Below are 21,831 nucleotides of genomic sequence, written 5' to 3'. Positions count from 1 at the left end.
CGCGATTATTCTGCTTGAAAGTCTAAACCAGAACGTAGCAATACACTAAGGGGTGAGTACCTTGCGCCACACTGTGCTTTATACTTGCTACATGTCTGTAGATCACTATGAAAACTTCCCCGTTGCCTCTGTTTTACTGCCCAAAGCGTTGCGCCCGGCCGTACATGCTATCTATAGGTTTGCGCGCAGTGCAGACGATATTGCGGATGAAGGCGATGCAAGCGCTGAAGAACGCTTGACAGCCTTACACAACTATGAAAAAGCATTACAACAGCTAAAACATGGGCAGCCCTTGTCAGCCGAACTGGCTGAGCTGCGCCCCATTTTTATGCCCTTGGCAGCACAAATACAGCAACACCAATTGTCATATCAGCCTTTTCACGATTTGCTGTCTGCCTTTTGCCAAGACGTTCGACAAAGCCGCTACAACGAACTGCAAGAGTTGCTGGATTACAGCAGCCGCTCTGCTAATCCAGTAGGGCGCTTAATGTTAGGACTGTATCGCGCTGATAACGCCGAAAACCTGCTCTGGTCGGATGCTATCTGCACCGGTCTGCAACTCACCAATTTCTGGCAAGACGTGGCGATTGATTGGCAAAAAGATAGAGCCTATTTGCCGCAAGCCTTAATGCACCAGTACGGTTTGCCTGACGACTTTCCTAGTCAGTGCTTAGAAAATCCCGATGCCTATTTGCACCCTGCATGGCAGCAGTTAATGCAGTTTCTTGTAAATCACGCCCGCCACTTACTACTGAGTGGCTCACCCTTGGTGAAACAGCTTCCGGGGCGCATGGCCTTAGAGCTAAAGTTGGTAATCTTGGGTGGCTTGCGTATACTTGAACGCCTTGAGCAAGTAGGCTTTGATATGTTCCACCAACGCCCCGTTCTGGCCAAAACCGATTGGGCACGTTTGATATGGCGTAGCCTACAGCCACTGCCCTCCCCTACTCTTTGATAGATGCCCGCTACGCAGCATGAGTCCTGACGAATATTGCCAAAACAAAGCCGCCCAGAGTGGCTCCAGCTTTTATTATTCATTCCTGTTTTTGCCACAGGAGCGGCGTCGTGCCATTACTGCACTCTATGCATTTTGCCGGGAAGTGGATGATGTAGTAGATGAAATACGTGAAGCCTCTGTAGCACGTATGAAACTCGTCTGGTGGCGCGAACAAGTAGACGCGCTTTACCAAGGACAAGCCACTCACCCCGTCATGAAAGCCCTGTCAGAGCATGTCGCTGTCTATGGCATTCAGGCCGAAGAGCTGTTGGCCGTGATTGATGGCATGGAAATGGATCTGGACGAAGTGCGCTATGAAACTTGGGAAGACCTACAACGCTACTGTTGGCATGCCGCTGGCGTAGTAGGCGTGATGTCAGCCAAGATTTTTGGCCAGACCTGCCCAGAAACCACTGAGTACGCACAAAAACTGGGGCTCGCTTTCCAGCTCACCAACATTATTCGTGATGTGGGTGATGATGCCCGCCGTGGACGTATCTACCTACCTATTAACGAACTGGAAAAATTCTCAGTAAAAGGCGTAGATATTTTAGATCGTCGCCACAGCAGTAACTTTGAAGCATTGATGGCGTTTCAAACAGAACGCGCCTACGACTTGTACCGTGATGCTCTGCAAAGCCTGCCTGAACAAGACCGACGCTCCCAACGTCCTGGCCTATTAATGGCTGCGATTTATCATGCATTGCTGGTAGAAATCGCCCGCGACAAATGGCCTGTACTGGATCAGCGTATTTCGCTCACACCTATACGCAAATTCTGGCTAGCGTGGAAAACCTGGGTACGCGGCGGACGTAATTTGAAACGCCTTTTCGCCCGATGAACATTGCCATTGTTGGTGCTGGCTGGGCTGGCGCAGCAGCAGCCAGCCAACTCAGCGTTCAACACCACGTTACCGTTTTTGAAGCGGCACGACAGCTAGGCGGCAGAGCCCGTTGCGTGCCACACAGTGTATTTGGCCACCCCATAGATAATGGCCAACACTTAATGCTAGGCGCCTACAGTCAAACCCTGCAATTGATGCACACATTAGGTTTGAATACAGAACAGGCTTTTCACCGTACCGAGCTGGGCATTATTAGCGCCGATGCTCGCTACCAATTACGTGCCAAAGCCCTACCCGCCCCCTTTCATATGGCGGCCGGTTTACTCACCGCCAAAGGCTATAGCTGGTCAGACAAATACAAGCTGATTCATCTGCAACTGGCCCTACAACGACAGCACTGGAAGGTGCCAGCCCAACAAACCGTATTACAGCTTCTGCAACAGCATCAACAAAGTCACACTCTAATTGAACACTTCTGGCAGCCCCTCTGCTTGGCGGCTATGAACACTCCCATAGACATTGCCTGTGCTCAACTGTTTGCCAATGTGCTGCGTGATAGCTTAGGTGGAAGTCGTGCAGACAGCCAAATGCTGATTCCAAAGCAAGATTTGTCTACGCTATGGGCAAGCCATGCGTTTAGGCACTGTGAGTTGCTACTGGGCCATCGAGTTCAGCAGATCACGCCCGATAAAACAGGGGTGCTCGTCGATGGCCAACACTTTGATGCTTGCATCGTGGCCGTGGCATCCTATGACTGTGTCCGACTACTGGGTCACTTAGTGCACTCAACTGCTGAGCAGTCATGGCTGCAACACATTCAAGCCATACGCCATCGCCCTATTGCTACCCTATATTGGCAGCCACGTAGCCCTTGGCTAGAGCCCGAACCCTTGTTGATGCTGCACGAACAACCGCAAAAACAACACTACGGCCAATGGTTGTTCAATCACCATGCTATTCCCAATAGCTTTGCACGCGACCTGATTAGTGTGGTCATCAGCAATGCTGATGAGGCTAGTCTGTTGGGCCGTGAGGCGCTGGCTCAAAAAACGGAAGAACAGCTACGCACTCAAACACATTCGCGTAGCCCTCTACCTGCGTTTGAACAACACGAGCTGATTATTGAAAAACGCGCTACCTTTGAGGCCACACCCAGTACGTTTAGACCAGAAGAAAACACCTTCTGGCCAGCGATTAAATTGGCTGGTGACTGGTTGCTAAACCCCTACCCCGGGGTATTAGAGGGAGCCGTTCGCAGCGGTATTAAAAGCGCCCAAGCCGTACTGCAATCACAACACATATAAAAAAAGCTGAAACGCAAAAACGTTTCAGCTTTTTATTCCTACTTGCCCGAATTTACTGAGGCAATGCAGCAATCACTACAATTTCCACGCCCAACTTAGGGTTCGCCAGTTCGACTTTACCCGTTGCTCGTGCAGGTGGATTTTGTGGATCAATCCACGCATCCCACACTGCATTCATGGCAGCGAAATCCTTCATGTCGCTAAGCCAGATAGTGGCTTGTAAAATGTTGGACTTGTTGGTGCCAGCCAAGGCCAAAGCACGATCAACCTCGGCCAATGCGGTACGAGTTTGCTCTGTGATATCTTGGCCTTCGTTACCAATCTGGCCAGCCAAGTACACGGTATTACCGTGCACCACAGCTTCACTCATTCTGGCGTTTGGTTCAAAACGTTGAATACTCACGCTGTGCTCCTTGATTCGTATGCGTGATAATTAAATAGCCGCGTGTGTTTCCACATAACGACGGATTTGCTCTACATCGGCATCCAGCACTTCAACTTTCTGTGGCAATGAAGCCAAGTGTTGCAGGTGTGCAGGCACTGGTGCAGGTTGGCCAATCGCCTCTTCAATAGTTTCAGAGAACTTGGCTGGTAGTGCAGTTTCCAATACCAACATAGGAATACCGTCTTCCACATACTGAGCGGCAACTTTCACGCCATCTGCGGTATGCGGATCAATCAGTACACCAGTTTCTTGGTAGACAGAACGAATAGTTTCCAAACGATCAGCATGCGAGCTAGTACCCGCAACAAAACCGTAGGTGGTTTCAAACTCAGCTTTTTTATCGCTAAGATCAAAATAGCCTTGTGAGCTCAATTGCTCCCACAACGCTGCCAACGCTTTTGGATCACGGCCCAGTAGGTCAAACACAAAGCGCTCAAAATTAGATGCTTTGGAAATATCCATGGATGGACTGGATGTCGCGTAGGTGTTTGCTGAACTACGAGGTTTGTACACACCAGTACGGAAGAACTCTTCCAATACGTTGTTTTCGTTAGTCGCCAATACCAGTTTGCGTACAGGCAAGCCCATTTGTCTAGCAATATGACCCGCTAGAATGTTGCCGAAATTCCCGGAAGGCACAGCAAAAGATACCTCTTGCCCGGCTTTCTCAGTAGCACGCAACCATGCCCAGAAGTAGTACACCACTTGAGCCGCAATACGCGCCCAGTTGATGGAGTTCACTGCACCCAAGTGCCAGCGCGATTTGAAATCCAAATCGCCTGCCAGGGTTTTAACAATATCTTGGCAATCGTCAAACACACCTTTAACTGACAGGTTATGGATGTTTTCATCTTGCAGGCTGTACATCTGTGCACGCTGGAATTCGCTCATGCGGCCAAACGGTGACAGCATGAATACGTTCACCCCTTTTTTGCCTTTAAGCGCGTACTCGGCTGCAGAGCCGGTATCACCAGAGGTAGCACCCAGAATGTTGATGGTCGTGCCGCGTTTGGTCAGCACGTACTCAAACACTTGGCCCAAGAATTGCATAGCCATGTCTTTGAAGGCCAAGGTTGGACCTTGAGACAAGCCCACCAAGCTGATTTGGCCTTTCAATGGCTTCAGTGGCACCATCACACCACCATCATACAACTCAGGGTTGTACGCTGAGGCTGTCAACTCTGCCAAATCGGCACGAGGAATATCAGTCACGAAACGCGACAGAATTTCCAGCGCCAACTCGTTGTAAGGCAGTGCGCGCCAGCTTTCTAGTGTGGCGCTATCAATCTGAGGATATTGCTCAGGAATTGCCAAGCCACCATCGGGAGCCAAGCCTTCCAGCAAGATATCCGAGAATGCTTGAGGGGCCATGCCCCCGCGAGTAGAAATATAGTTCATTACAAGCTCTCCACGCGCAAGCGGATCAAGTTGGAGCGCACAAATGGCAACTTCTGAATTTGTGCTGTAGCTTGATCAATATCGCCTTCACGAGCGACGTGTGTCAGGAAGATGATATCGGCTTCACCATCTTGAGCCGGCTCTTGGAACATAGACTCAATAGAGATATTACCTTGAGCCAAGATACGCGCTACATCCGCCAATACGCCAGGCTGGTCAGCCACGCGCAAACGTAGGTAGTAAGCGGAACGTACATCGGCCATAGGCAGAATTGGTGTATCAGCCATCGCGTCTTGTTGGAAGGCCAAGTACGGTACGCGGTGTTCTGGATCAGCCGTCATCAAACGGGCCACATCCACCAAGTCAGCCACCACAGCAGAAGCTGTAGGCAACTCGCCAGCACCAGCGCCGTAATACACGGTGGAACCTACGGCATCACCATGTACCATCACGGCGTTCATCGCGCCTTGTACGTTAGCCAACAAGGAATCAGCAGGCACCAAAGTAGGATGCACGCGCAGCTCAATACCCTCTTCGCGGTGACGAGTAATACCCAACAGTTTGACGGTGTAACCCAAGCGCTCAGCGTGACGAATGTCTTCGGCAGCCAATGCGGTAATACCTTCGATGTGTGCAGTGCTGAACTGCACAGGAATACCGAACGCCAAGGCCGACAATAATGTCAGTTTGTGCGCGGCATCTACACCTTCGATGTCAAAAGTAGGATCGGCTTCGGCGTAGCCCAATTTCTGTGCATCCGCCAAGGCTGCCTCGAAAGACAGACCACGCGAACGCATTTCGGACAGAATAAAGTTGGTTGTGCCGTTGATGATGCCCGCTACCCATTGAATACGGTTAGCGCTCAACCCTTCACGAATTGCTTTGATGATAGGAATACCACCGGCCACAGCAGCTTCAAACGCTACCATTACACCTTTGTTATGTGCAGCCGCGAAAATTTCGTTGCCGTGCACAGCCAACAGTGCTTTGTTTGCCGTGACCACATGCTTACCCAACTCAATGGCACGCATGATCCAGTCTTTAGCCAGGGTTTCGCCCCCAACCAATTCCACCACCACATCAATGTCTGGATTGTTGACTACATCCATACCATTAGTGCTGATACTGACGCTGTCGCCCAACAAGTCACGTGCTTTTTGCACGTCACGTACGGCCACAGCTACCACTTCAATTCGTCTACCTGCACGTCTAGCGATTTCATCTGCGTTCTGTGTCAGGACTTTCCAGGTGCCACCACCTACTACACCTAAACCTAGCAAACCAACTTTTATTGGACTCATTTCAACAACCCGTCCTTTCGGAACATATCTTTGATACCACGTACCGCTTGTCGTGTACGCTGCTCATTTTCTATCAGTGCGAAACGCACATACTCATCGCCGTACTCACCGAAACCAATACCGGGGGATACCGCTACTTTGGCGTCTGCCAGCAGGCGTTTGGAAAACTCTAATGAACCTTGAGCACGGTAAAACTCAGGAATACGAGCCCAGATGTACATAGATGCTTTTGGCACATCTACATCCCAACCAATTTCTTTCAAACCTTTAGTCAATACATCGCGGCGGCTACGGTATTGCTCAACCACTTCTTTAACGCAATCTTGTGGGCCATCCAACGCGGCAATCGCCGCCACCTGCAACGGTGTAAACGTACCGTAGTCGTGGTAGCTCTTGATACGGGCCAAGGCGGAAACCAGCTCTTTGTTCCCTACCATGAAGCCAATACGCCAGCCTGCCATGTTGTAGCTTTTACTCATGGTGAAGAATTCCACCGCCACATCACGAGCACCCTCTACTTGCATGATGGAAGGCGCTACATAGCCATCAAAGGTGATGTCTGCATAAGCCAAATCGTGCACGACCAAAATGTTGTGTTCTTTCGCCAAAGCCACAATACGCTCAAAGAAGGACAAGTCCACACATTGCGCTGTAGGGTTGCTTGGGAAACCCAAAATCATCATTTTGGGTTTAGGAATCGTTTCACGCACCGCACGTTCTACTTCCTCAAAGAAGTCTGTACCAGGAATAACTGGAACGGAACGAATGTTGGCACCCGCGATCACCGCGCCATAAATATGGATAGGGTAACTAGGGTTAGGAACCAAAACGGTGTCACCTTGATCCAGCGTAGCCAGCATCAAGTGGGCAAGACCTTCTTTGGAACCAATGGTCACGATAGCTTCATCATCTGGGTCGATTTGCACGTCGTAACGACGGCCATACCAATCAGAAATTGCCTTACGCAAACGAGGAATACCGCGGGAAACAGAGTAGCCGTGAGTGTCTGGACGGGCGGCTGCTTCAACCAGCTTATCCACAATATGCTGTGGTGTGGCCCCATCGGGGTTCCCCATCGACATATCGATAATATCCTCACCGCGACGGCGCGCCGCCATTTTCAATTCGCCAGTGATGTTAAATACATAGGGCGGTAAGCGTTCAATACGGGGAAAACTGGTCATGATCGTCCTTGAGATCAACAAAAGCCTAGAAGGAATACGTGCTAAACCAACAAGTTTAATCTATCGCTGGCAAAGAGGAAAACATCTGCAAAATATTGGCAACACCCTAGTTTGCGCTATGATCATAATTGTTCTCTGGAGATGCGCCGTGCTATTGCAAAAAGAAAACAATCCTCACCTAAATACGATTACTGCTTATGGCGATGATTACGTGGAAATTAACCGCCAAAAACATCACCAAAGCATCTGGTTTATGCCTGAAGGCACCGTACAACCATTGACTATTACATCGGTCAGTCAGATCACGCCAGATACGCTGCGCATGTTGGCTGGCCTTAATAATGTTAAGCAAGATCCTATGGCCTTCCTCGATGGCGCTGCGCAAGCGTTGCCGGACAACGCCCCTGAAGTTGTGCTAATCGGCACTGGTCAGCGCCAACAAATGCTGCACCCGTCGCTCTCAGTTGAGCTGCTGCGCTTGCGCATTGGTGTGGAAGTCATGGATACCTCTGCTGCTGCGCGTACCTACAATATTTTGATGTCAGAAGGCCGCAGGGTTGTGGCCGCCCTACTTATCTAAGGAGCACCTATGACTACCTTGGCTGTTGGCCAACCCATCCCCGCTTTTACCGCTGAAAGCACTCAAGGCACTCTTTCTGCACAATCGCTACAAGGACACGCCTACGTGCTGTACTTCTACCCGCGTGACAACACCCCTGGTTGCACCACTGAAGCACAAGGCTTCAGAGATGCTATCGCTGATTTTGAAAAGCTGGGGGTACGCATTATTGGCGTGTCGCGTGACAGCATGAGCTCACACGAACGTTTCATCGAAAAACAAACACTACCCTTCGCTTTGATCAGTGACCCCGATGAAACACTATGCGAATTATTTGGTGTCATGAAAATGAAAAACATGTACGGTAAACAGGTACGTGGTATTGAACGCAGTACTTTTTTAGTGAATGCCGAAGGCAAACTGGTACAGGAATGGCGTGGTCTGCGCGTCCCCGGCCATGTTCAAAATGTACTAGAAGCCGCCCAACAACTTTAGTCCTAAGCAGATTATTCTACTTGGACTGACTCAGTCAGGAGCACTGAATACATGCCTCTACCTCCGCTGCCCAAACGCCTCGGTAGCACTCTGGATGCACAAAGCGTCCGTGCTACGAACTCAAGTAAAAAAACAGCTAGTGCTGCTAAGAAAGCTGCTCCAGCCCCTAAACCAGCGTCAGTGGCCGCCCCTTCAGTACCGGTATCTACTCCTCCTACAGCAGCCGTTGCAGCTGCCGAGGTTAGCACCGCAACCCCTGCACCGGCGAAGCGCACTGAACGTCGCAGCACTCCGCCTGCTACCACAACGAAAAAACCTATTCGCAGCAGCAAGCGTAACCAAGCGCACAAACTGTTTGTGCTGGATACTAACGTCTTACTGCACGACTCAAACTCGCTATTTAAGTTTGAAGAGCACGACATTTACTTGCCTATGATGGTGCTAGAAGAGCTAGACCATCAGAAAAAAGGCATGTCTGAAGTTGCTCGCAATGCCCGTCAAGTCAGCCGTAATCTTGATGGTTTAGTAGGCGATAACACCCTAGATCATGGCTTACCGCTAAATGCCTTGGGAAACATCGAAGCCAAAGGGCTGTTGTTTTTCCAAACCGAAGCCATGGATGCAGACTTAAGCGTCAAGCTACCCCTGGGCAAAGCTGACAACCTCATCTTGAATGTAGTCAGTGCGTTGAAACAGACCATCACCGATAAAGATGTGGTGATGGTGTCTAAAGACATCAACATGCGCCTGAAGGCGAAGTCACTGGGCTTGCTGGCAGAAGACTACTTGCATGATCAAGTACTGGACGACTCCGACCTGCTATACGAAGGAGCCCGCGCCCTGCCCGATGACTTCTGGCGTAAACATGGCAAAAAACTAGAATCCTGGCAGCAAGCAGGTGCAACCTACTACCGCATCCAAGGCCCTATCTGCAATCAGTTGCACGTTAACGAGTTTGTGTACACCGAAGGTGATCAACCTTTGTACGCACAAGTTAAAGAGGTTGCTGCCAACACTGCTGTTCTGGCCACAATTCGCGATTACAGCCATCACAAAAACAATGTCTGGGGCATTACGGCACGTAACCGTGAGCAGAACTTCGCACTGAATCTGCTGATGAATCCCGATTGTGACTTTGTGTCGCTGTTAGGCCCTGCCGGTACAGGTAAAACCTTGTTGGCCGTCGCCACTGCTCTGACTCAAACATTAGAAACCCGCTTGTATAGCGACATTATTATCACGCGTGCCACTGTGCCCGTAGGTGATGACATTGGGTTCTTACCGGGTACTGAGGAAGAGAAAATGGCGCCGTGGATGGGCGCGCTGGAAGATAACTTGGAAGTGCTGCACCTTGGTGCCAACAACCAAAAAAGCGGCTCAAGCAACAGCTCTACCGAGAACAGTCGTAACAGCACCATGGAATTGATTCGATCCAAAATTCAAATTAAATCTATGAGCTTTATGCGTGGTCGTACCTTCCTCAATAAATTCCTGATTATTGATGAAGCACAGAACTTGACACCCAAGCAAATGAAAACGCTGGTTACCCGTGCAGGCCCTGGCACCAAAATCGTCTGTTTAGGTAATTTGTCGCAGATTGATACGCCATACCTCACCGAGGGTAGCTCTGGCCTTACCTACGTTGTAGATCGCTTTATGGGGTGGCCACACTCCGGTCATATCACGCTACAACGAGGCGAACGTTCCAGACTGGCTGATTACGCCAACGACGCACTCTAACTTTCTAATCCCGCCCCGGCATAACGCCGGGGCTTTTTTGTTTTTTGCATTATGACAGCCCTTAGTTCACTTCCCCTGGGCATCACCATGGGTGACGCTGCAGGCATTGGCCCTGAACTTATTGTGTCCCTGATACATCAAGGCCTTCCACACCCCACCGTGGTGTACGGTGATAGCGGCATCTTACGCCGTGCCGCCAAAGCGCTAGGCTTAGCGCAGCAAGTGACTATCGTGGACGCTGATACCTTGCCTGAGGGCAGTGCCATACCCGAACAGACTATTGTGGTACGCAACCGTTGGCAAGCCCTATCCATTGACCTGCCCTTTGGTGAAATCAATGCTGCAGCAGGTCGTGGCGCTTATGAGTATCTCTGCCACGCCATTGATGATGCTCAAGCTGGCCGTATACGCGGCATTGTGACCGCTCCTTTGCACAAAAAAGCCATGCAAGCAGGCGGTATTGATGCTCCTGGCCATACAGAAATTCTGGCCGAGCGATCAAATACCCAAGACTTTGCCATGATGCTGGCTAATCACGAGCTACGCGTATTGTTGGTCACCATACATATGGCGCTGGCCGATGTACCCCGCCATATCACCTTTGAGGCTGAGCTACGCGCTATACGTTTAGCGCACCTAGCCTGTAGGCAAGCTGGTATTGCGGTTCCTCGCATCGCTGTAGCTGGTTTAAACCCTCACGCAGGCGAAGACGGGAAGTTTGGTCTAGAAGAACAGCAAGTGATTACGCCTGCTATCCAAGCGGCCTGCGCTGAAGGCATGCAAGTCACTGGCCCATGGCCTGGTGACACCATTTTCATGCGTGCACGCAAAGGGGAATTTGATGTAGTAGTTGCCCAATATCACGATCAAGGGCTGATCCCAGTGAAGTATTTGGGTGTAGATGAAGGAGTTAACGTGACCGTAGGTCTGCCGTTTGTGCGCACCAGTGTAGACCACGGCACGGCTTTTGATATCGCTGGTAAAGGGATTGCTGACCCTTCATCACTGCGTGAAGCCTTCGAAATGGCGCTGCGCATGAGCGCTGCGCCTGTAGCCTGACACGCCTTATTCGTTATCGACGTAGGCGTTACCGCTAGTGTAGTTAAGAAAGCGCGTACTGGCTCCTTGGAAGGCTACTCGCACCGTACCAATAGGACCATTACGCTGCTTACCAATAATCAGCTCTGCCGTGCCCTTATCGGGTGAATCGGGGTTGTACACCTCGTCACGGTAAATAAACAGAATCAAGTCAGCATCCTGCTCAATAGCTCCTGACTCACGCAAGTCACTCATCACCGGACGTTTGTTGGGGCGTTGCTCCAGACTTCGGTTCAACTGTGACAGGGCAATCAACGGGCAATCTAGCTCTTTAGCCAAACCTTTTAGGGATCGACTGATCTCGGAAATCTCTGTTGCACGGTTTTCACTACCGGAATTACCTGACATCAACTGCAAGTAATCGATGATGATCAAACCCAGCTTGCCACACTGTCTGGCCAAGCGCCGTGCACGCGCACGCACTTCCATCCCTGACAAACCGGGGGTTTCATCAATATAAATCTGTGCTTCTTGTACTTTTTGCACAGCGTGCGTGAGCTTAGGCCAATCTTCGGCCACTAACTTACCTGTACGCATACGGTGCTGATCTAGTAAGCCCACGGAGCCCACCATACGCATCGCCAACTGCACCGCCCCCATCTCCATAGAGAACACTGCCACTGGCAAACCTTGCTCAATTGCTACGTGCTCACCGATGTTCATGGATAACGAGGTTTTACCCATGGAAGGACGCCCTGCAACAATCACCAAGTCGCCCGGCTGCAAGCCCGAAGTCATGCGGTCTAAGTCTACGAAACCCGTGGGAATACCAGTGATCTCGGAGTCACCCTCGCGGTGATAGAGTTCGTCAATACGCTCTACTACCTGAGTCAGCAATGGCTGAATCTCTAGAAAACCAGCACTACCTCTAGAGCCTTCTTGCGCAATTTGAAAAACGCGTGATTCGGCATCATCTAGAATTTGGCGTGCTTCTTTACCTTGCGGGTTAAACGCGGCAGACGAAATCTCATCAGCCACCGTTACCAGCTTACGCAGCATGGAACGCTCACGCACGATTTCGGCATAACGTCGAATATTTGCAGCGGATGGTGTGTTGTGCGCCAACGCATTCAAATACTGCAACCCACCCACTTCTTCTGCTTTTCCGGCTGTGGATAAGGACTCATAGACAGTCACTACGTCGGCCGGTCTACCCAAACCGATAAGGCGTGTAATATGTTGCCAAATAATACGGTGATCAAAGCGGTAAAAGTCTTCATCTACCAGAATATCAGCAATACGATCCCACGCTGCATTATCCAACAGCAAGCCACCTAGTACCGATTGCTCGGCCTCGATAGAATGCGGCGGAACACGCAAGTAATCCAGTTTAGTATCCGTATTTGGAATATCTTCAGCCAACGCCAAACCCCATGAAAAACAAAAGAAAAAGCCGGCTAGGTGCCGGCTTTTTTCACACGTGGTACACCAATATAAAATGTACCATGTTTCGCGTGCTAATTAGTCGATATCGCCTTCAACGATAACGGCCAAATCAACAACTACGTCTGGGTGCAGAACCACTGCAACGGTGTACTCACCGATTGCTTTCAGTGGGCCATCAGCCAAACGGATCTGGGAACGCACGATGTCTGCGAAACCAGCAGCCACCAAAGCAGCAGCGATGTCCATGTTGGTTACGGAACCGAACAGACGGCCATCAACACCAGCTTTTTGAGTCAGTTTTACACTGTGCTCAGCCAGTTTGGCACCAACTGTTTGTGCAGCAGCCAGACGGTCAGCTTGTGCTTTTTCCAATTCAGCACGACGTGCTTCGAATTCTTGGATAGCACTGTCAGTAGCACGACGGGCCATTTTACGAGGCAACAGGAAGTTGCGTGCGTAGCCATTGCGTACGCGCACTACATCGCCCAAATCGCCCAAATTAACAACTTTCTCTAGCAGAATAACTTGCATGACTTAGCTCCCGAATTATTTGTGATTATCGGTGTACGGCAACAACGCCAAGAAGCGAGCACGCTTAATAGCGGTGTCAAGCTGACGCTGATAATGAGCCTTAGTGCCAGTCAAACGTGCAGGAATGATCTTGCCGTTTTCTTGGATGAAGTCACGCAGTGTGTCCAAATCTTTGTAATCGATTTCTTTAACTTCAGCTACAGTGAAGCGGCAGAACTTACGACGTTTGAACAACGGGTTCTGCTGACCAAATCTGCGGCGTTTATCTTTGCCGCCTTTACGACCAAAAGCCATGATATACCTCTGTATTGTTCCGGGTTAGCCGGAAATTTATTTCGTGCGGTACAACCCGCACCTTGACTTACACAACAACCGTTGCACTGCCTGGATAAAGAATTTGTACATCTTGTATGTGCACAATCATTCTTACCGACGCTTTTCGCAACGGGGCGATAAAACCTGTAATTTCTAGTGTTGCCCCTAACGGTACATCGACTAGTAGCAAGGCTGTATCACCAAGCGCTACGGCATCAACCTGAAAATCAAGACGGCGTTTAAGGCCGGCTTCCATTACCTCAGACTGGTGTTGCAAGGTCAGCTCTATGGCTGGCAATCCTGCTGGGGTGTAACGTAACTCCCCGGGACTCGCAACAACAGCTGTAAATGACAGGTGATTCACGTACGCTGTTGGAACCTAATTAGGACTCGGAAACTTCTTCGTCCTGCTCGTCAACTTCATCCTCGTCGTCAGCTTGGCTGTCGGCGCTAGCACGACGGCTGTCTTCACGCTCCACGGACTTCATCATGATGGATGCGCCTTCAGGAGCAGCATCAGTCTTAGCGACCAAGTAACGCAGGATGGCATCGTTGTAACGGAACGAGTGCTCGAGTTCGTCCAAAGTGCTCTGGCCGATTTCGATGTTCAGGCACACGTAGTGAGCCTTAACCAGTTTCTGGATAGGGTAAGCCAATTGGCGACGACCCCAATCTTCGTGACGGTGGATTTTACCGCCTTCAGATGTGATGATCGCTTGATAGCGCTCAACCATGGCGGGCACTTGCTCGCTTTGGTCGGGGTGCACAATAAACACTACTTCGTAGTGACGCATGAAACAACTCCTTGTGGATATCGCCTGAAAAAACGTTTTCAGACACGACAGCCCACCCTATACAACTGGGTGAGCAAGAAACCAAGTATTCTACCTCGCGATAAGGCCTCTACACAAGCCTTATCGCGAATAAATGCTAAGTCGCGTTAGCCTTCCACCACAGCGTATGCTGAGTGGTTATGGATGGACTCAAAGTTTTCTGCCTCAATTCGGTAGTTCAATACCGACGGCATATCACGTACCAATACCGCTACATCACGCACCAAATCTTCTACAAATTTGGGGTTTTCGTAGGCTTGTTCAGTCACGTATTTTTCATCTGTACGCTTCAACAACCCCCACAACTGGCAAGAGGCTTGCTCTTCCACTTGTTGGATCAGCGCATTCACATCTACTGCTGCTGGGTCTTCCAACACCAGGTTGACAGTAACGTGGGAGCGCTGGTTGTGCGCACCGTATTTGGAAATTGCTTTAGAACATGGGCACAAGCTGGTTACAGGAACCAATACGCTTAGCTCAAATTCGGTATCTACGCTGCCATCTTCGGTGCGCATCACGCTAGCAGACCAACCCAGCTCGTAATCCAACAAGCTTTGTACACCTGATACTGGTGCGGCCTTGTTGATGAAGTAAGGGAAAGAAACAGTGATTTCACCGGCTTCTGCTTTCAGTAGATCCAGCATTTCAGCAGCGATCTGACAGTACAACGTCGAAGAAATAGGAGTCTGGCGGTATTTTTCCAACAGCTCCATGAATCGGGACATGTGCGTGCCTTTTTCTTCAGGCGGCAACGCAACGGTTAGCTCCCACTCGCCTACGGTAGGCGCAGCATCGCCTGCCATTTGCACAAACAATGGGTAGCGCACACCGCGCACACCAACTTTCTGAATAGCAACGTGACGGGTGTCCACACTGCTTTGCACGTCCGGCATTGTTCCAGCCGCTTTAGTAATACTCGTCATGATAATTGTCCAAATATGCCCATCTGGACATAGCTGAGAAAATCGTAATGCTTTAATTATGAAATAGATACACGCTGCGCGCTCACTATAACCCCACTAATAACAGGCGTATAAGAGAGCACAGCGAAAAATTAGGCTATTTATTTTCCACAAAGGCGGTCACAGATTGCTGAATGCCAGCAGCATCCAAGCCCAACTGTGCATGCAAGACTTTCTGATCCCCGTGATCAATAAATTCGTCAGGGTATCCTAAGTGCAACATAGACCGTACTAGGCGTTGGCTAGCGAAGAACTCGCTCACAGCGCTACCCGCACCACCCATAATGGCAGCATCTTCCACAGTAACGAAATGCGTGTGATCAGCAGCCAACTGCAGCAACAAGGCTTCATCCAGGGGCTTCACAAAGCGCATATCCACGACGGTAGCACCGCAGGCTTCAGCTGCTTGCATCGCTGCAGGCAGCAACGTACCAAACACCAAAATAGCTGTATTTTGGCCTTGTAAACGTACCACTGCCTTACCGATCTCTACGCCTTCCAAGCTGTCGCTTACCGTAGCACCTATACCAGTGCCACGAGGGTAGCGTACCGAAGACGGGCCTTCATGTAGGTAACAACTATTCAACAGCAAGCGGGTTTCATTTTCATCTGAAGGCGTAGCAATCACCATGTTGGGCACGCAACGCAAAAAGGCAATGTCGTAATTACCCGCGTGTGTAGCACCATCCGCCCCCACCAGACCTGCGCGGTCTAAGGCAAAGGTCACATCCAAATCCTGCAACGCCACGTCGTGTATCAGTTGATCGTAACCACGCTGTAAGAAAGTGGAGTAAATCGCCACTACTGGCTTTTGTTTCTCACAGGCTATACCTGCCGCAAACGTGACAGCATGCTGTTCGGCAATACCCACATCAAAATAACGCTCAGGGAAATGGGACTCGAACTCAACCATGCCGCTACCCTCACGCATGGCCGGCGTGATACCGTACAAACGTTTGTCGTGGGCGGCCATGTCACAGAGCCATTTACCAAATACTTGGGTGTACGTTGGCGAGCTAGGTGCTTTGCCTTGACGTATACCGACTTCTGGATCGAACTTACCTGGGCCGTGATACAGCACAGGATCAGCTTCGGCCAACTTGTACCCCTGCCCTTTACGAGTCACCACATGCAGGAACTGCAAACCACCGCGTTCTTGCAGGTTTTCTAGGGTAGGAAGCAAGGAATCCAGATCATGGCCATCTATAGGGCCAATGTAGTTAAAACCTAACTCTTCAAATAGGGTTGCAGGCGCCAATACGCTTTTTGCATGTCCTTCAAAGCGTCGCGCTAACTCTAGTACAGGCGGTACGTGTTGCAACACGGCTTTGCCCATATGTTTAGCTGCTGCATAAAAACGGCCAGACATCAAACGTGCGAAATAACGATTCAACGCCCCTACCGGTGGCGAGATAGACATATCGTTGTCGTTCAATATCACCAGCACGTTAACACCGGGCGTCACACCCGCGTTGTTCAATGCCTCGAATGCCATCCCTGCAGTCATCGCACCATCACCAATCACCGCGATATGTTGACGCGAAATGCCTTGGTTACGAGACGCCACTGCCATACCCAGCACAGCAGAAATAGAAGTAGAGGAATGCGCTGTACCGAAGTCGTCGTACTCAGACTCGCTACGTTTAGGAAAACCGGATATGCCATCTGCCTGACGCAGGCCACTCATTTGTTCGCGTCGGCCAGTCAGAATTTTGTGCGCATAAGACTGATGCCCCACATCCCACACAATGCGGTCATGTGGCGTATTGAATACATAGTGCAAGGCTACCGTCAGTTCTACGGTTCCTAAGTTGGACGACAAGTGGCCGCCCGTGCGCGACACAGAGTGCAAGATAAACTGACGCAGCTCAGCCGTCAGCGTGTCCAGATCACCCCGGCTTAGAGCACGTAAATCCTTAGGGGACTGAATTTGTTCAAGTGAAACGGTAGTCATAAAAAAATACTGATCCAGTACGAAGACTTATGCAAGCCTTGATACAAATTGCAGGTAATTGATCATTGTAGACGTAAATAGCGAGCAGCACAGCCGCCCGCCCTCAACAATCAATACGCCCGTCCAACAATGTAATCTGCCATATAGCTCAGATATAGACCACCATTACCTAGCGCTCTAATCGCCATGCGAGATTGCTCGTGCAGGGAAGCCAGAAACGCTTTAGCCTCCTCCAGCCCCATGATGGACACATAAGTAGGCTTGTTATCTTCGGCGTCTTTACCCGCAGTTTTACCCAGTGTCTGGGTATCTGCTGTGACATCTAAAATGTCATCCATCACTTGGAAACCCAAGCCCATGGCATTACCGTAATCATTCAGCATCTGACGTTGTGTGGAGCTAGCCCCTGCCACAATACCACCCAGCAAAATACTGGTTTTCAACATAGCGCCCGTTTTCAGCCTATGCATTTCTTGCAACTGCTCTAAGGTCAACGCTACACCTACGCTCTCACAGTCAATCGCTTGACCGCCAGCCATACCCAACGAACCAGCCGCTTTAGCCAACAATGTCACAGCTTGCACGGTCAATGCAGGCGCAACAGGCATGGATGCCAGCAACTCGAATGCCAATGGTTGCAACGCATCACCAGCCAACATGGCGGTAGCTTCATCAAACTGTACGTGTACAGTAGGACGGCCACGACGCAAGGTATCATCATCCATGCAGGGTAAATCGTCATGCACCAACGAGTACGCGTGAATGAGTTCTACCGATGCAGCCGCCAAATCCAAAGCTTTTTCTTGTGCAGCAGTTGGCGCAACACCTTGCAATACGGCCTCACCTGCCGCGTAGACCAATGCGGCGCGCACACGCTTACCGCCGCCTAATACGGCATAACGCATAGCTTGGTGCAAACGCTGTGGCTTTACATCCTCAGCAGGCAACATGCTTGCCAGCACTTGCTCCATATGCTGCACGCGCTCTTGCAACCACTCTTCACCTACACTTTTCTCTACACCCATATCAATCCTCTATGCCGTTATCGCCAAGGGGTTTGAGCAGTTGTCCCTGCAGCACTTTTACCTGTTGTTCCGCTTTTTCTAAGCGCTGCTGACAAACCTTAGCCAACTCCACACCACGCTGATACGCGTTGATGGATTGCTCTAGCGATAACTCTCCACTTTCCAAATGTTGAACCAACTGTTCCAACTCGGCTAATGCCCCTTCGTAGTCTTCCGGTAGCGGTGCACCCGCAGCATCTGTGTTTTGTGTATCACTCATCGCATTTTCCTTTGAGGCTTAAAGGTCTGAACGACCCAGCCAACCTGCCATACTCGTGGCAAACTTCGCCATTTTAACGGCATATGTCCAAAGGGTAACAACTCTGAACTAAATCTAGAGGGTTTTGGTCTTTATTCTTCGTTTCTGACAAGGTGTGGACCTCTTACCAGAAAGACTCCCCACCTGAAGAATGGCCATCTACTGTACATAAAAAAGACCTGACTCCTACAGGGGTTCAGGCCTTTTAGTTTCCTACATGTGCACGATTAGGCTTCACCCACCGCCACAGGTCTAGAGGAGTCACTCACCCACTCACTCCACGAACCTGGATACAGTTTAGAGCCATTCATACCAGCCAACTCCATCGCAAACAGGTTATGGCATGCAGTGATACCCGAACCACATTGATGCACCACCTGATCTGCTGGACGACCGCCCAGCAACGAGGCGAACTCGGCACGTAATTCCAACACAGGCTTAAAACGACCATCCGCTTGTAGATTGCTACTATTTGGCCGGTTCAATGCACCAGGAATATGACCCGCTACGGGATCTATAGGCTCTACTTCACCTCTGAAACGCTCGCCAGCACGCGCATCCACCACCACAAAATGCGGTTGCTCTATATTGGCCAAGACGTCTGTCGCTTGTACTGTAGGCATATCGGGGGTAGCGCTTTCTAGCCACTGACTAGGCACAGGGCCAGCCTGCGATACATCGGTTTCAACTTTACCGTTTTCGGCTATCCACGCTTGCCACCCACCATCCAAAATGGCAACTTTCTCGTGCCCTAACCAACGCAACATCCACCATAAACGTGCGGCAAACATGCTGTTGCCAGCATCATAAATCACCACCTGAGTTTGGCTTTCCAAACCCTGTTTACGCATCAGGTCTGCAAACTTGGTACGTTCAGGTAAAGGATGTCTACCATTTTTACCAGTGAGTTTGCCAACCAAGTCTGAATCATTGTCTAAGAACCTAGCGCCCGGAATATGCCCTTGCAGATAGGCATTACGCCCTGCCTGAGGATCCATCAAATCATGGCGTACATCAAACACCAACCAGTCAGAACGGTGCTCTTGTTGTAGCTCAGTTGCGGTAATTAAATAGGTAAACATTGCCACTCCTTCCCTTACTTACTTTTTGCTGCCGTTTCACCACGCAACAATTTGGATTCTGTGTAGGTACGCCACGATGACAACATACCTGATGCGATCACCAAAGCCATACCCAGCCATGCTAGCAGATCTGGTATATCGCTCCAGATCACAATACTCAGTAATGACGCAAAAATAATAGTGGAATATTGCAGTGCTGCAGACAACAGCGGTGAGCCCGCACCAAACGCTCGGGTCATGGCTAACTGACCACCCAGCCCAGCAACCCCAACGCACAAGAGCGCCAACCACCCTTGCCACGGCAACTCATGCCAACCATGTATACCCAATCCACCTATGCTAGAAACGCAAACGAAGACCGAGAACCAAAACACAGTACGCCATTCGGATTCGCCCATTTTGCCGAGTTGGCGAATCTGCATCATTGCCACAGCAGAACACGCGCCTGAGCTTAGCCCCACAGCAGCTGCAAACCATTGGTCTTCGCTAATACTAGGCCGCAATACGGCAATCACACCGATAAACCCTAGCAACACAGCAAACACACGCACAAAGTCACGGCGCATGCCGCCCAAGAACACCATCCAGATACCGATAAATAACGGCCCGGTATAGTTCAGACTAACGGCTGTGGATAAGCTTAAGTTGGTCAGCGCGAAGAAACCTGCCCACATGGAGGTCACGCCAAACAAGTTGCGGAGAATATGTGCTTTCCAGCTTACTGGACGCAAACTACGCTGACGCCATTGCGCCCACGCAAAAATACAGATTACAGACGGCAAGCCCCTAAACAACACAATTTGTGCCAGGCTTGCATCATATTCGGCAGAGATCTTGATACCTGCCCCCATGATGGCAAACATGAAACTGGCCACCAACATCCATAACGATTGCATGCAGAAATCCGCTGGAAGGGAAAATAGTCAAAGATTAAAACTATACTCCCCCTATCTTGCAATAGCAGTCTTCACCCGCATATAACACAGTAAACTACTAGGATGTGGTGTTACTCTCGCAAAATAACCACATCAAGACTTTTGCTGTGCCGCAGCAGTCTATCCATTTTTTCTGATCATCACGGTAATCAACCATGACTCGTATTCTGCTTTTTCTAGCTACCAACTTGGCTGTTATGCTGGTTCTTAGCATCGCTATGAACGTACTAGGCATAGGCCGATTCCTGACCGCTGAAGGTCTAGACCCTACTGCCTTACTTGTATTCTCTGCCATTATCGGTTTTACCGGAGCCATCATCTCATTACTTACCAGTAAATGGATGGCTAAACGCAGCACCGGCGCACACGTGATTGATCCCCAAGCACCTCGCAATGCTCAAGAGGCGTGGTTAGTAGACACCGTTCACCAGTTGGCTGATCGTGCTGGCATTGGTAGACCAGAAGTCGCCATTTATGATGGCGCCCCTAACGCTTTTGCGACTGGTGCGTTTAAAAACGACTCTTTAGTGGCTGTCTCTACCGGTCTGCTGCAAAGCATGAACGAAGAGGAAGTCATGGCAGTATTGGGTCACGAAGTTGCCCACATTGCCAACGGCGATATGGTGACACTAACCTTAATCCAAGGTGTAGTGAACACGTTTGTGATTTTCTTTGCTCGTTTGGTAGGCTACTTTGTAGACCGCGTCATCATGAAAAACGAACGTGGTCTGGGCATGGGCTACTACATTGCATCCATCGTCTGTGAGATCATTTTCGGCATCCTGGCTTCTATTATTGTGGCCTGGTTCTCAAGACGTCGTGAGTACCGTGCTGATGCAGGCTCTGCGTCTTTACTAGGCTCTCGCACTCCTATGATTCGTGCCTTAGCACGCTTAGGTAATGTAGAGGCTGGTGATCTGCCAAAAAGCTTCGAAGCTTCTGGCATTTCCGGTGGCAAAAGCATTGCAGCACTGTTTGCTTCTCACCCACCTATTGAAGATCGTATCCGCGCACTACAACAAGGCCAATAATAAAAGCAGGACAACCTTATTACGAGGTTGCCCTGTTCTCACCTAAGCCACATACAGTTGTGAGTCTACAAAAATGCCCGATGAAATCATCGGGCATTTTTTATAGCAGGTTGC

General features: G+C 50.1%; 23 protein-coding genes. 8 read left to right on the top strand and 15 right to left on the bottom strand.

Annotation, left to right across the window (positions count from 1 at the left end; all coding sequences use genetic code 11):
* Nucleotides 1–91 precede the first annotated feature (91 nt).
* The 3 genes from hpnC to hpnE are packed head-to-tail and all read left to right on the top strand — an operon-like array spanning nucleotide 92 to nucleotide 3,145.
* The gene (gene hpnC / locus AC3QL0_RS04775; RefSeq protein ID WP_493010312.1) at nucleotides 92–955 is read left to right on the top strand and encodes a squalene synthase HpnC; all 864 of its coding nucleotides are present in this window, start codon (nucleotides 92–94) and stop codon (nucleotides 953–955) included.
* A 19-nt stretch (nucleotides 956–974) separates the two neighbouring features.
* Entirely contained in the window at nucleotides 975–1,838 is an 864-nt protein-coding gene (gene hpnD / locus AC3QL0_RS04770; protein WP_493010311.1) for a presqualene diphosphate synthase HpnD, read from the top strand.
* Nucleotides 1,835–3,145: a hydroxysqualene dehydroxylase HpnE gene (hpnE, locus tag AC3QL0_RS04765; protein ID WP_493010310.1), complete on the top strand. Its 1,311-nt coding sequence runs from the start codon at nucleotides 1,835–1,837 to the stop codon at nucleotides 3,143–3,145. Before hpnD ends, hpnE begins: the two co-directional genes overlap by 4 nt.
* Before the next feature lie 52 nt (nucleotides 3,146–3,197).
* On the opposite strand, the gene AC3QL0_RS04760 is transcribed toward hpnE, so the two are convergent.
* The 4 genes from AC3QL0_RS04760 to alaC are packed head-to-tail and all read right to left on the bottom strand — an operon-like array spanning nucleotide 3,198 to nucleotide 7,473.
* Nucleotides 3,198–3,548: a RidA family protein gene (locus AC3QL0_RS04760; RefSeq protein ID WP_135866178.1), complete on the bottom strand. Its 351-nt coding sequence runs from the start codon at nucleotides 3,546–3,548 to the stop codon at nucleotides 3,198–3,200.
* 30 nt (nucleotides 3,549–3,578) lie between these two features.
* Entirely contained in the window at nucleotides 3,579–4,988 is a 1,410-nt protein-coding gene (gene thrC / locus AC3QL0_RS04755; protein WP_493010309.1) for a threonine synthase, read from the bottom strand.
* Nucleotides 4,988–6,289, bottom strand: coding sequence for a homoserine dehydrogenase (locus AC3QL0_RS04750; protein ID WP_493010308.1), 1,302 nt, complete (start codon nucleotides 6,287–6,289; stop codon nucleotides 4,988–4,990). Before AC3QL0_RS04750 ends, thrC begins: the two co-directional genes overlap by 1 nt.
* A complete protein-coding gene (gene alaC, locus AC3QL0_RS04745; RefSeq protein ID WP_493010307.1) occupies nucleotides 6,286–7,473 on the bottom strand; it encodes an alanine transaminase in 1,188 nt (395 codons plus the stop codon). The genes AC3QL0_RS04750 and alaC overlap by 4 nt, the downstream gene beginning before the upstream one ends.
* Nucleotides 7,474–7,621: 148 nt before the next feature.
* Between alaC and AC3QL0_RS04740 the strand changes: the two genes are divergently transcribed.
* The 4 genes from AC3QL0_RS04740 to pdxA are packed head-to-tail and all read left to right on the top strand — an operon-like array spanning nucleotide 7,622 to nucleotide 11,326.
* On the top strand, nucleotides 7,622–8,053 hold the full coding sequence (locus AC3QL0_RS04740; RefSeq protein ID WP_493010306.1) for an Mth938-like domain-containing protein: 432 nt from the start codon (nucleotides 7,622–7,624) through the stop codon (nucleotides 8,051–8,053).
* A gap of 9 nt (nucleotides 8,054–8,062) precedes the next feature.
* The gene (locus tag AC3QL0_RS04735; RefSeq protein ID WP_135862639.1) at nucleotides 8,063–8,527 is read left to right on the top strand and encodes a peroxiredoxin; all 465 of its coding nucleotides are present in this window, start codon (nucleotides 8,063–8,065) and stop codon (nucleotides 8,525–8,527) included.
* 51 nt (nucleotides 8,528–8,578) lie between these two features.
* A complete protein-coding gene (locus tag AC3QL0_RS04730; protein ID WP_493010305.1) occupies nucleotides 8,579–10,267 on the top strand; it encodes a PhoH family protein in 1,689 nt (562 codons plus the stop codon).
* 51 nt (nucleotides 10,268–10,318) lie between these two features.
* Nucleotides 10,319–11,326, top strand: a complete 1,008-nt coding sequence (gene pdxA, locus AC3QL0_RS04725) for a 4-hydroxythreonine-4-phosphate dehydrogenase PdxA (protein ID WP_493010304.1) — start codon at nucleotides 10,319–10,321, stop codon at nucleotides 11,324–11,326.
* Nucleotides 11,327–11,332: 6 nt separating this feature from the next.
* Here the strand turns inward: pdxA and AC3QL0_RS04720 are convergent, their stop codons facing one another.
* From AC3QL0_RS04720 to AC3QL0_RS04670, 11 genes are all read right to left on the bottom strand, one after another.
* A complete protein-coding gene (locus AC3QL0_RS04720; RefSeq protein WP_430224089.1) occupies nucleotides 11,333–12,727 on the bottom strand; it encodes a replicative DNA helicase in 1,395 nt (464 codons plus the stop codon).
* A 99-nt stretch (nucleotides 12,728–12,826) separates the two neighbouring features.
* Entirely contained in the window at nucleotides 12,827–13,282 is a 456-nt protein-coding gene (gene rplI / locus AC3QL0_RS04715; RefSeq protein ID WP_135862645.1) for a 50S ribosomal protein L9, read from the bottom strand.
* A gap of 15 nt (nucleotides 13,283–13,297) precedes the next feature.
* Nucleotides 13,298–13,576, bottom strand: coding sequence for a 30S ribosomal protein S18 (gene rpsR / locus AC3QL0_RS04710; protein ID WP_135862647.1), 279 nt, complete (start codon nucleotides 13,574–13,576; stop codon nucleotides 13,298–13,300).
* Nucleotides 13,577–13,643: 67 nt separating this feature from the next.
* Nucleotides 13,644–13,961, bottom strand: a complete 318-nt coding sequence (gene priB, locus AC3QL0_RS04705; protein ID WP_493010303.1) for a primosomal replication protein N — start codon at nucleotides 13,959–13,961, stop codon at nucleotides 13,644–13,646.
* Between the two features lie 19 nt (nucleotides 13,962–13,980).
* Nucleotides 13,981–14,391 (bottom strand): 30S ribosomal protein S6, encoded by a 411-nt coding sequence (gene rpsF, locus AC3QL0_RS04700; protein ID WP_135862649.1) that lies wholly within the window; start codon nucleotides 14,389–14,391, stop codon nucleotides 13,981–13,983.
* Nucleotides 14,392–14,537: 146 nt separating this feature from the next.
* Nucleotides 14,538–15,353 (bottom strand): GTP cyclohydrolase FolE2, encoded by an 816-nt coding sequence (folE2, locus tag AC3QL0_RS04695; protein WP_493010302.1) that lies wholly within the window; start codon nucleotides 15,351–15,353, stop codon nucleotides 14,538–14,540.
* Nucleotides 15,354–15,489: 136 nt separating this feature from the next.
* Complete coding sequence (gene dxs, locus AC3QL0_RS04690; protein ID WP_493010301.1) at nucleotides 15,490–17,346, bottom strand: 1-deoxy-D-xylulose-5-phosphate synthase; 1,857 nt, start codon at nucleotides 17,344–17,346, stop codon at nucleotides 15,490–15,492.
* A 110-nt stretch (nucleotides 17,347–17,456) separates the two neighbouring features.
* Entirely contained in the window at nucleotides 17,457–18,371 is a 915-nt protein-coding gene (locus AC3QL0_RS04685; protein WP_493010300.1) for a polyprenyl synthetase family protein, read from the bottom strand.
* A gap of 1 nt (nucleotide 18,372) precedes the next feature.
* Nucleotides 18,373–18,630 carry an exodeoxyribonuclease VII small subunit gene (locus AC3QL0_RS04680; protein ID WP_493010299.1) on the bottom strand — a complete coding sequence of 86 codons (258 nt, stop codon included), beginning with the start codon at nucleotides 18,628–18,630 and terminating at the stop codon, nucleotides 18,373–18,375.
* Nucleotides 18,631–18,896: 266 nt separating this feature from the next.
* Nucleotides 18,897–19,751 carry a sulfurtransferase gene (locus AC3QL0_RS04675; protein ID WP_493010298.1) on the bottom strand — a complete coding sequence of 285 codons (855 nt, stop codon included), beginning with the start codon at nucleotides 19,749–19,751 and terminating at the stop codon, nucleotides 18,897–18,899.
* A 14-nt stretch (nucleotides 19,752–19,765) separates the two neighbouring features.
* On the bottom strand, nucleotides 19,766–20,647 hold the full coding sequence (locus AC3QL0_RS04670; RefSeq protein WP_135862659.1) for a DMT family transporter: 882 nt from the start codon (nucleotides 20,645–20,647) through the stop codon (nucleotides 19,766–19,768).
* A gap of 194 nt (nucleotides 20,648–20,841) precedes the next feature.
* Between AC3QL0_RS04670 and htpX the strand changes: the two genes are divergently transcribed.
* Nucleotides 20,842–21,717: a protease HtpX gene (gene htpX / locus AC3QL0_RS04665; protein ID WP_493010297.1), complete on the top strand. Its 876-nt coding sequence runs from the start codon at nucleotides 20,842–20,844 to the stop codon at nucleotides 21,715–21,717.
* Nucleotides 21,718–21,831: the final 114 nt, after the last annotated feature.

This window comes from Paenalcaligenes sp. GW821-LYS-B07-1, assembly GCF_058803365.1.
This window is presented reverse-complemented; position numbering and strand designations above follow the sequence as displayed.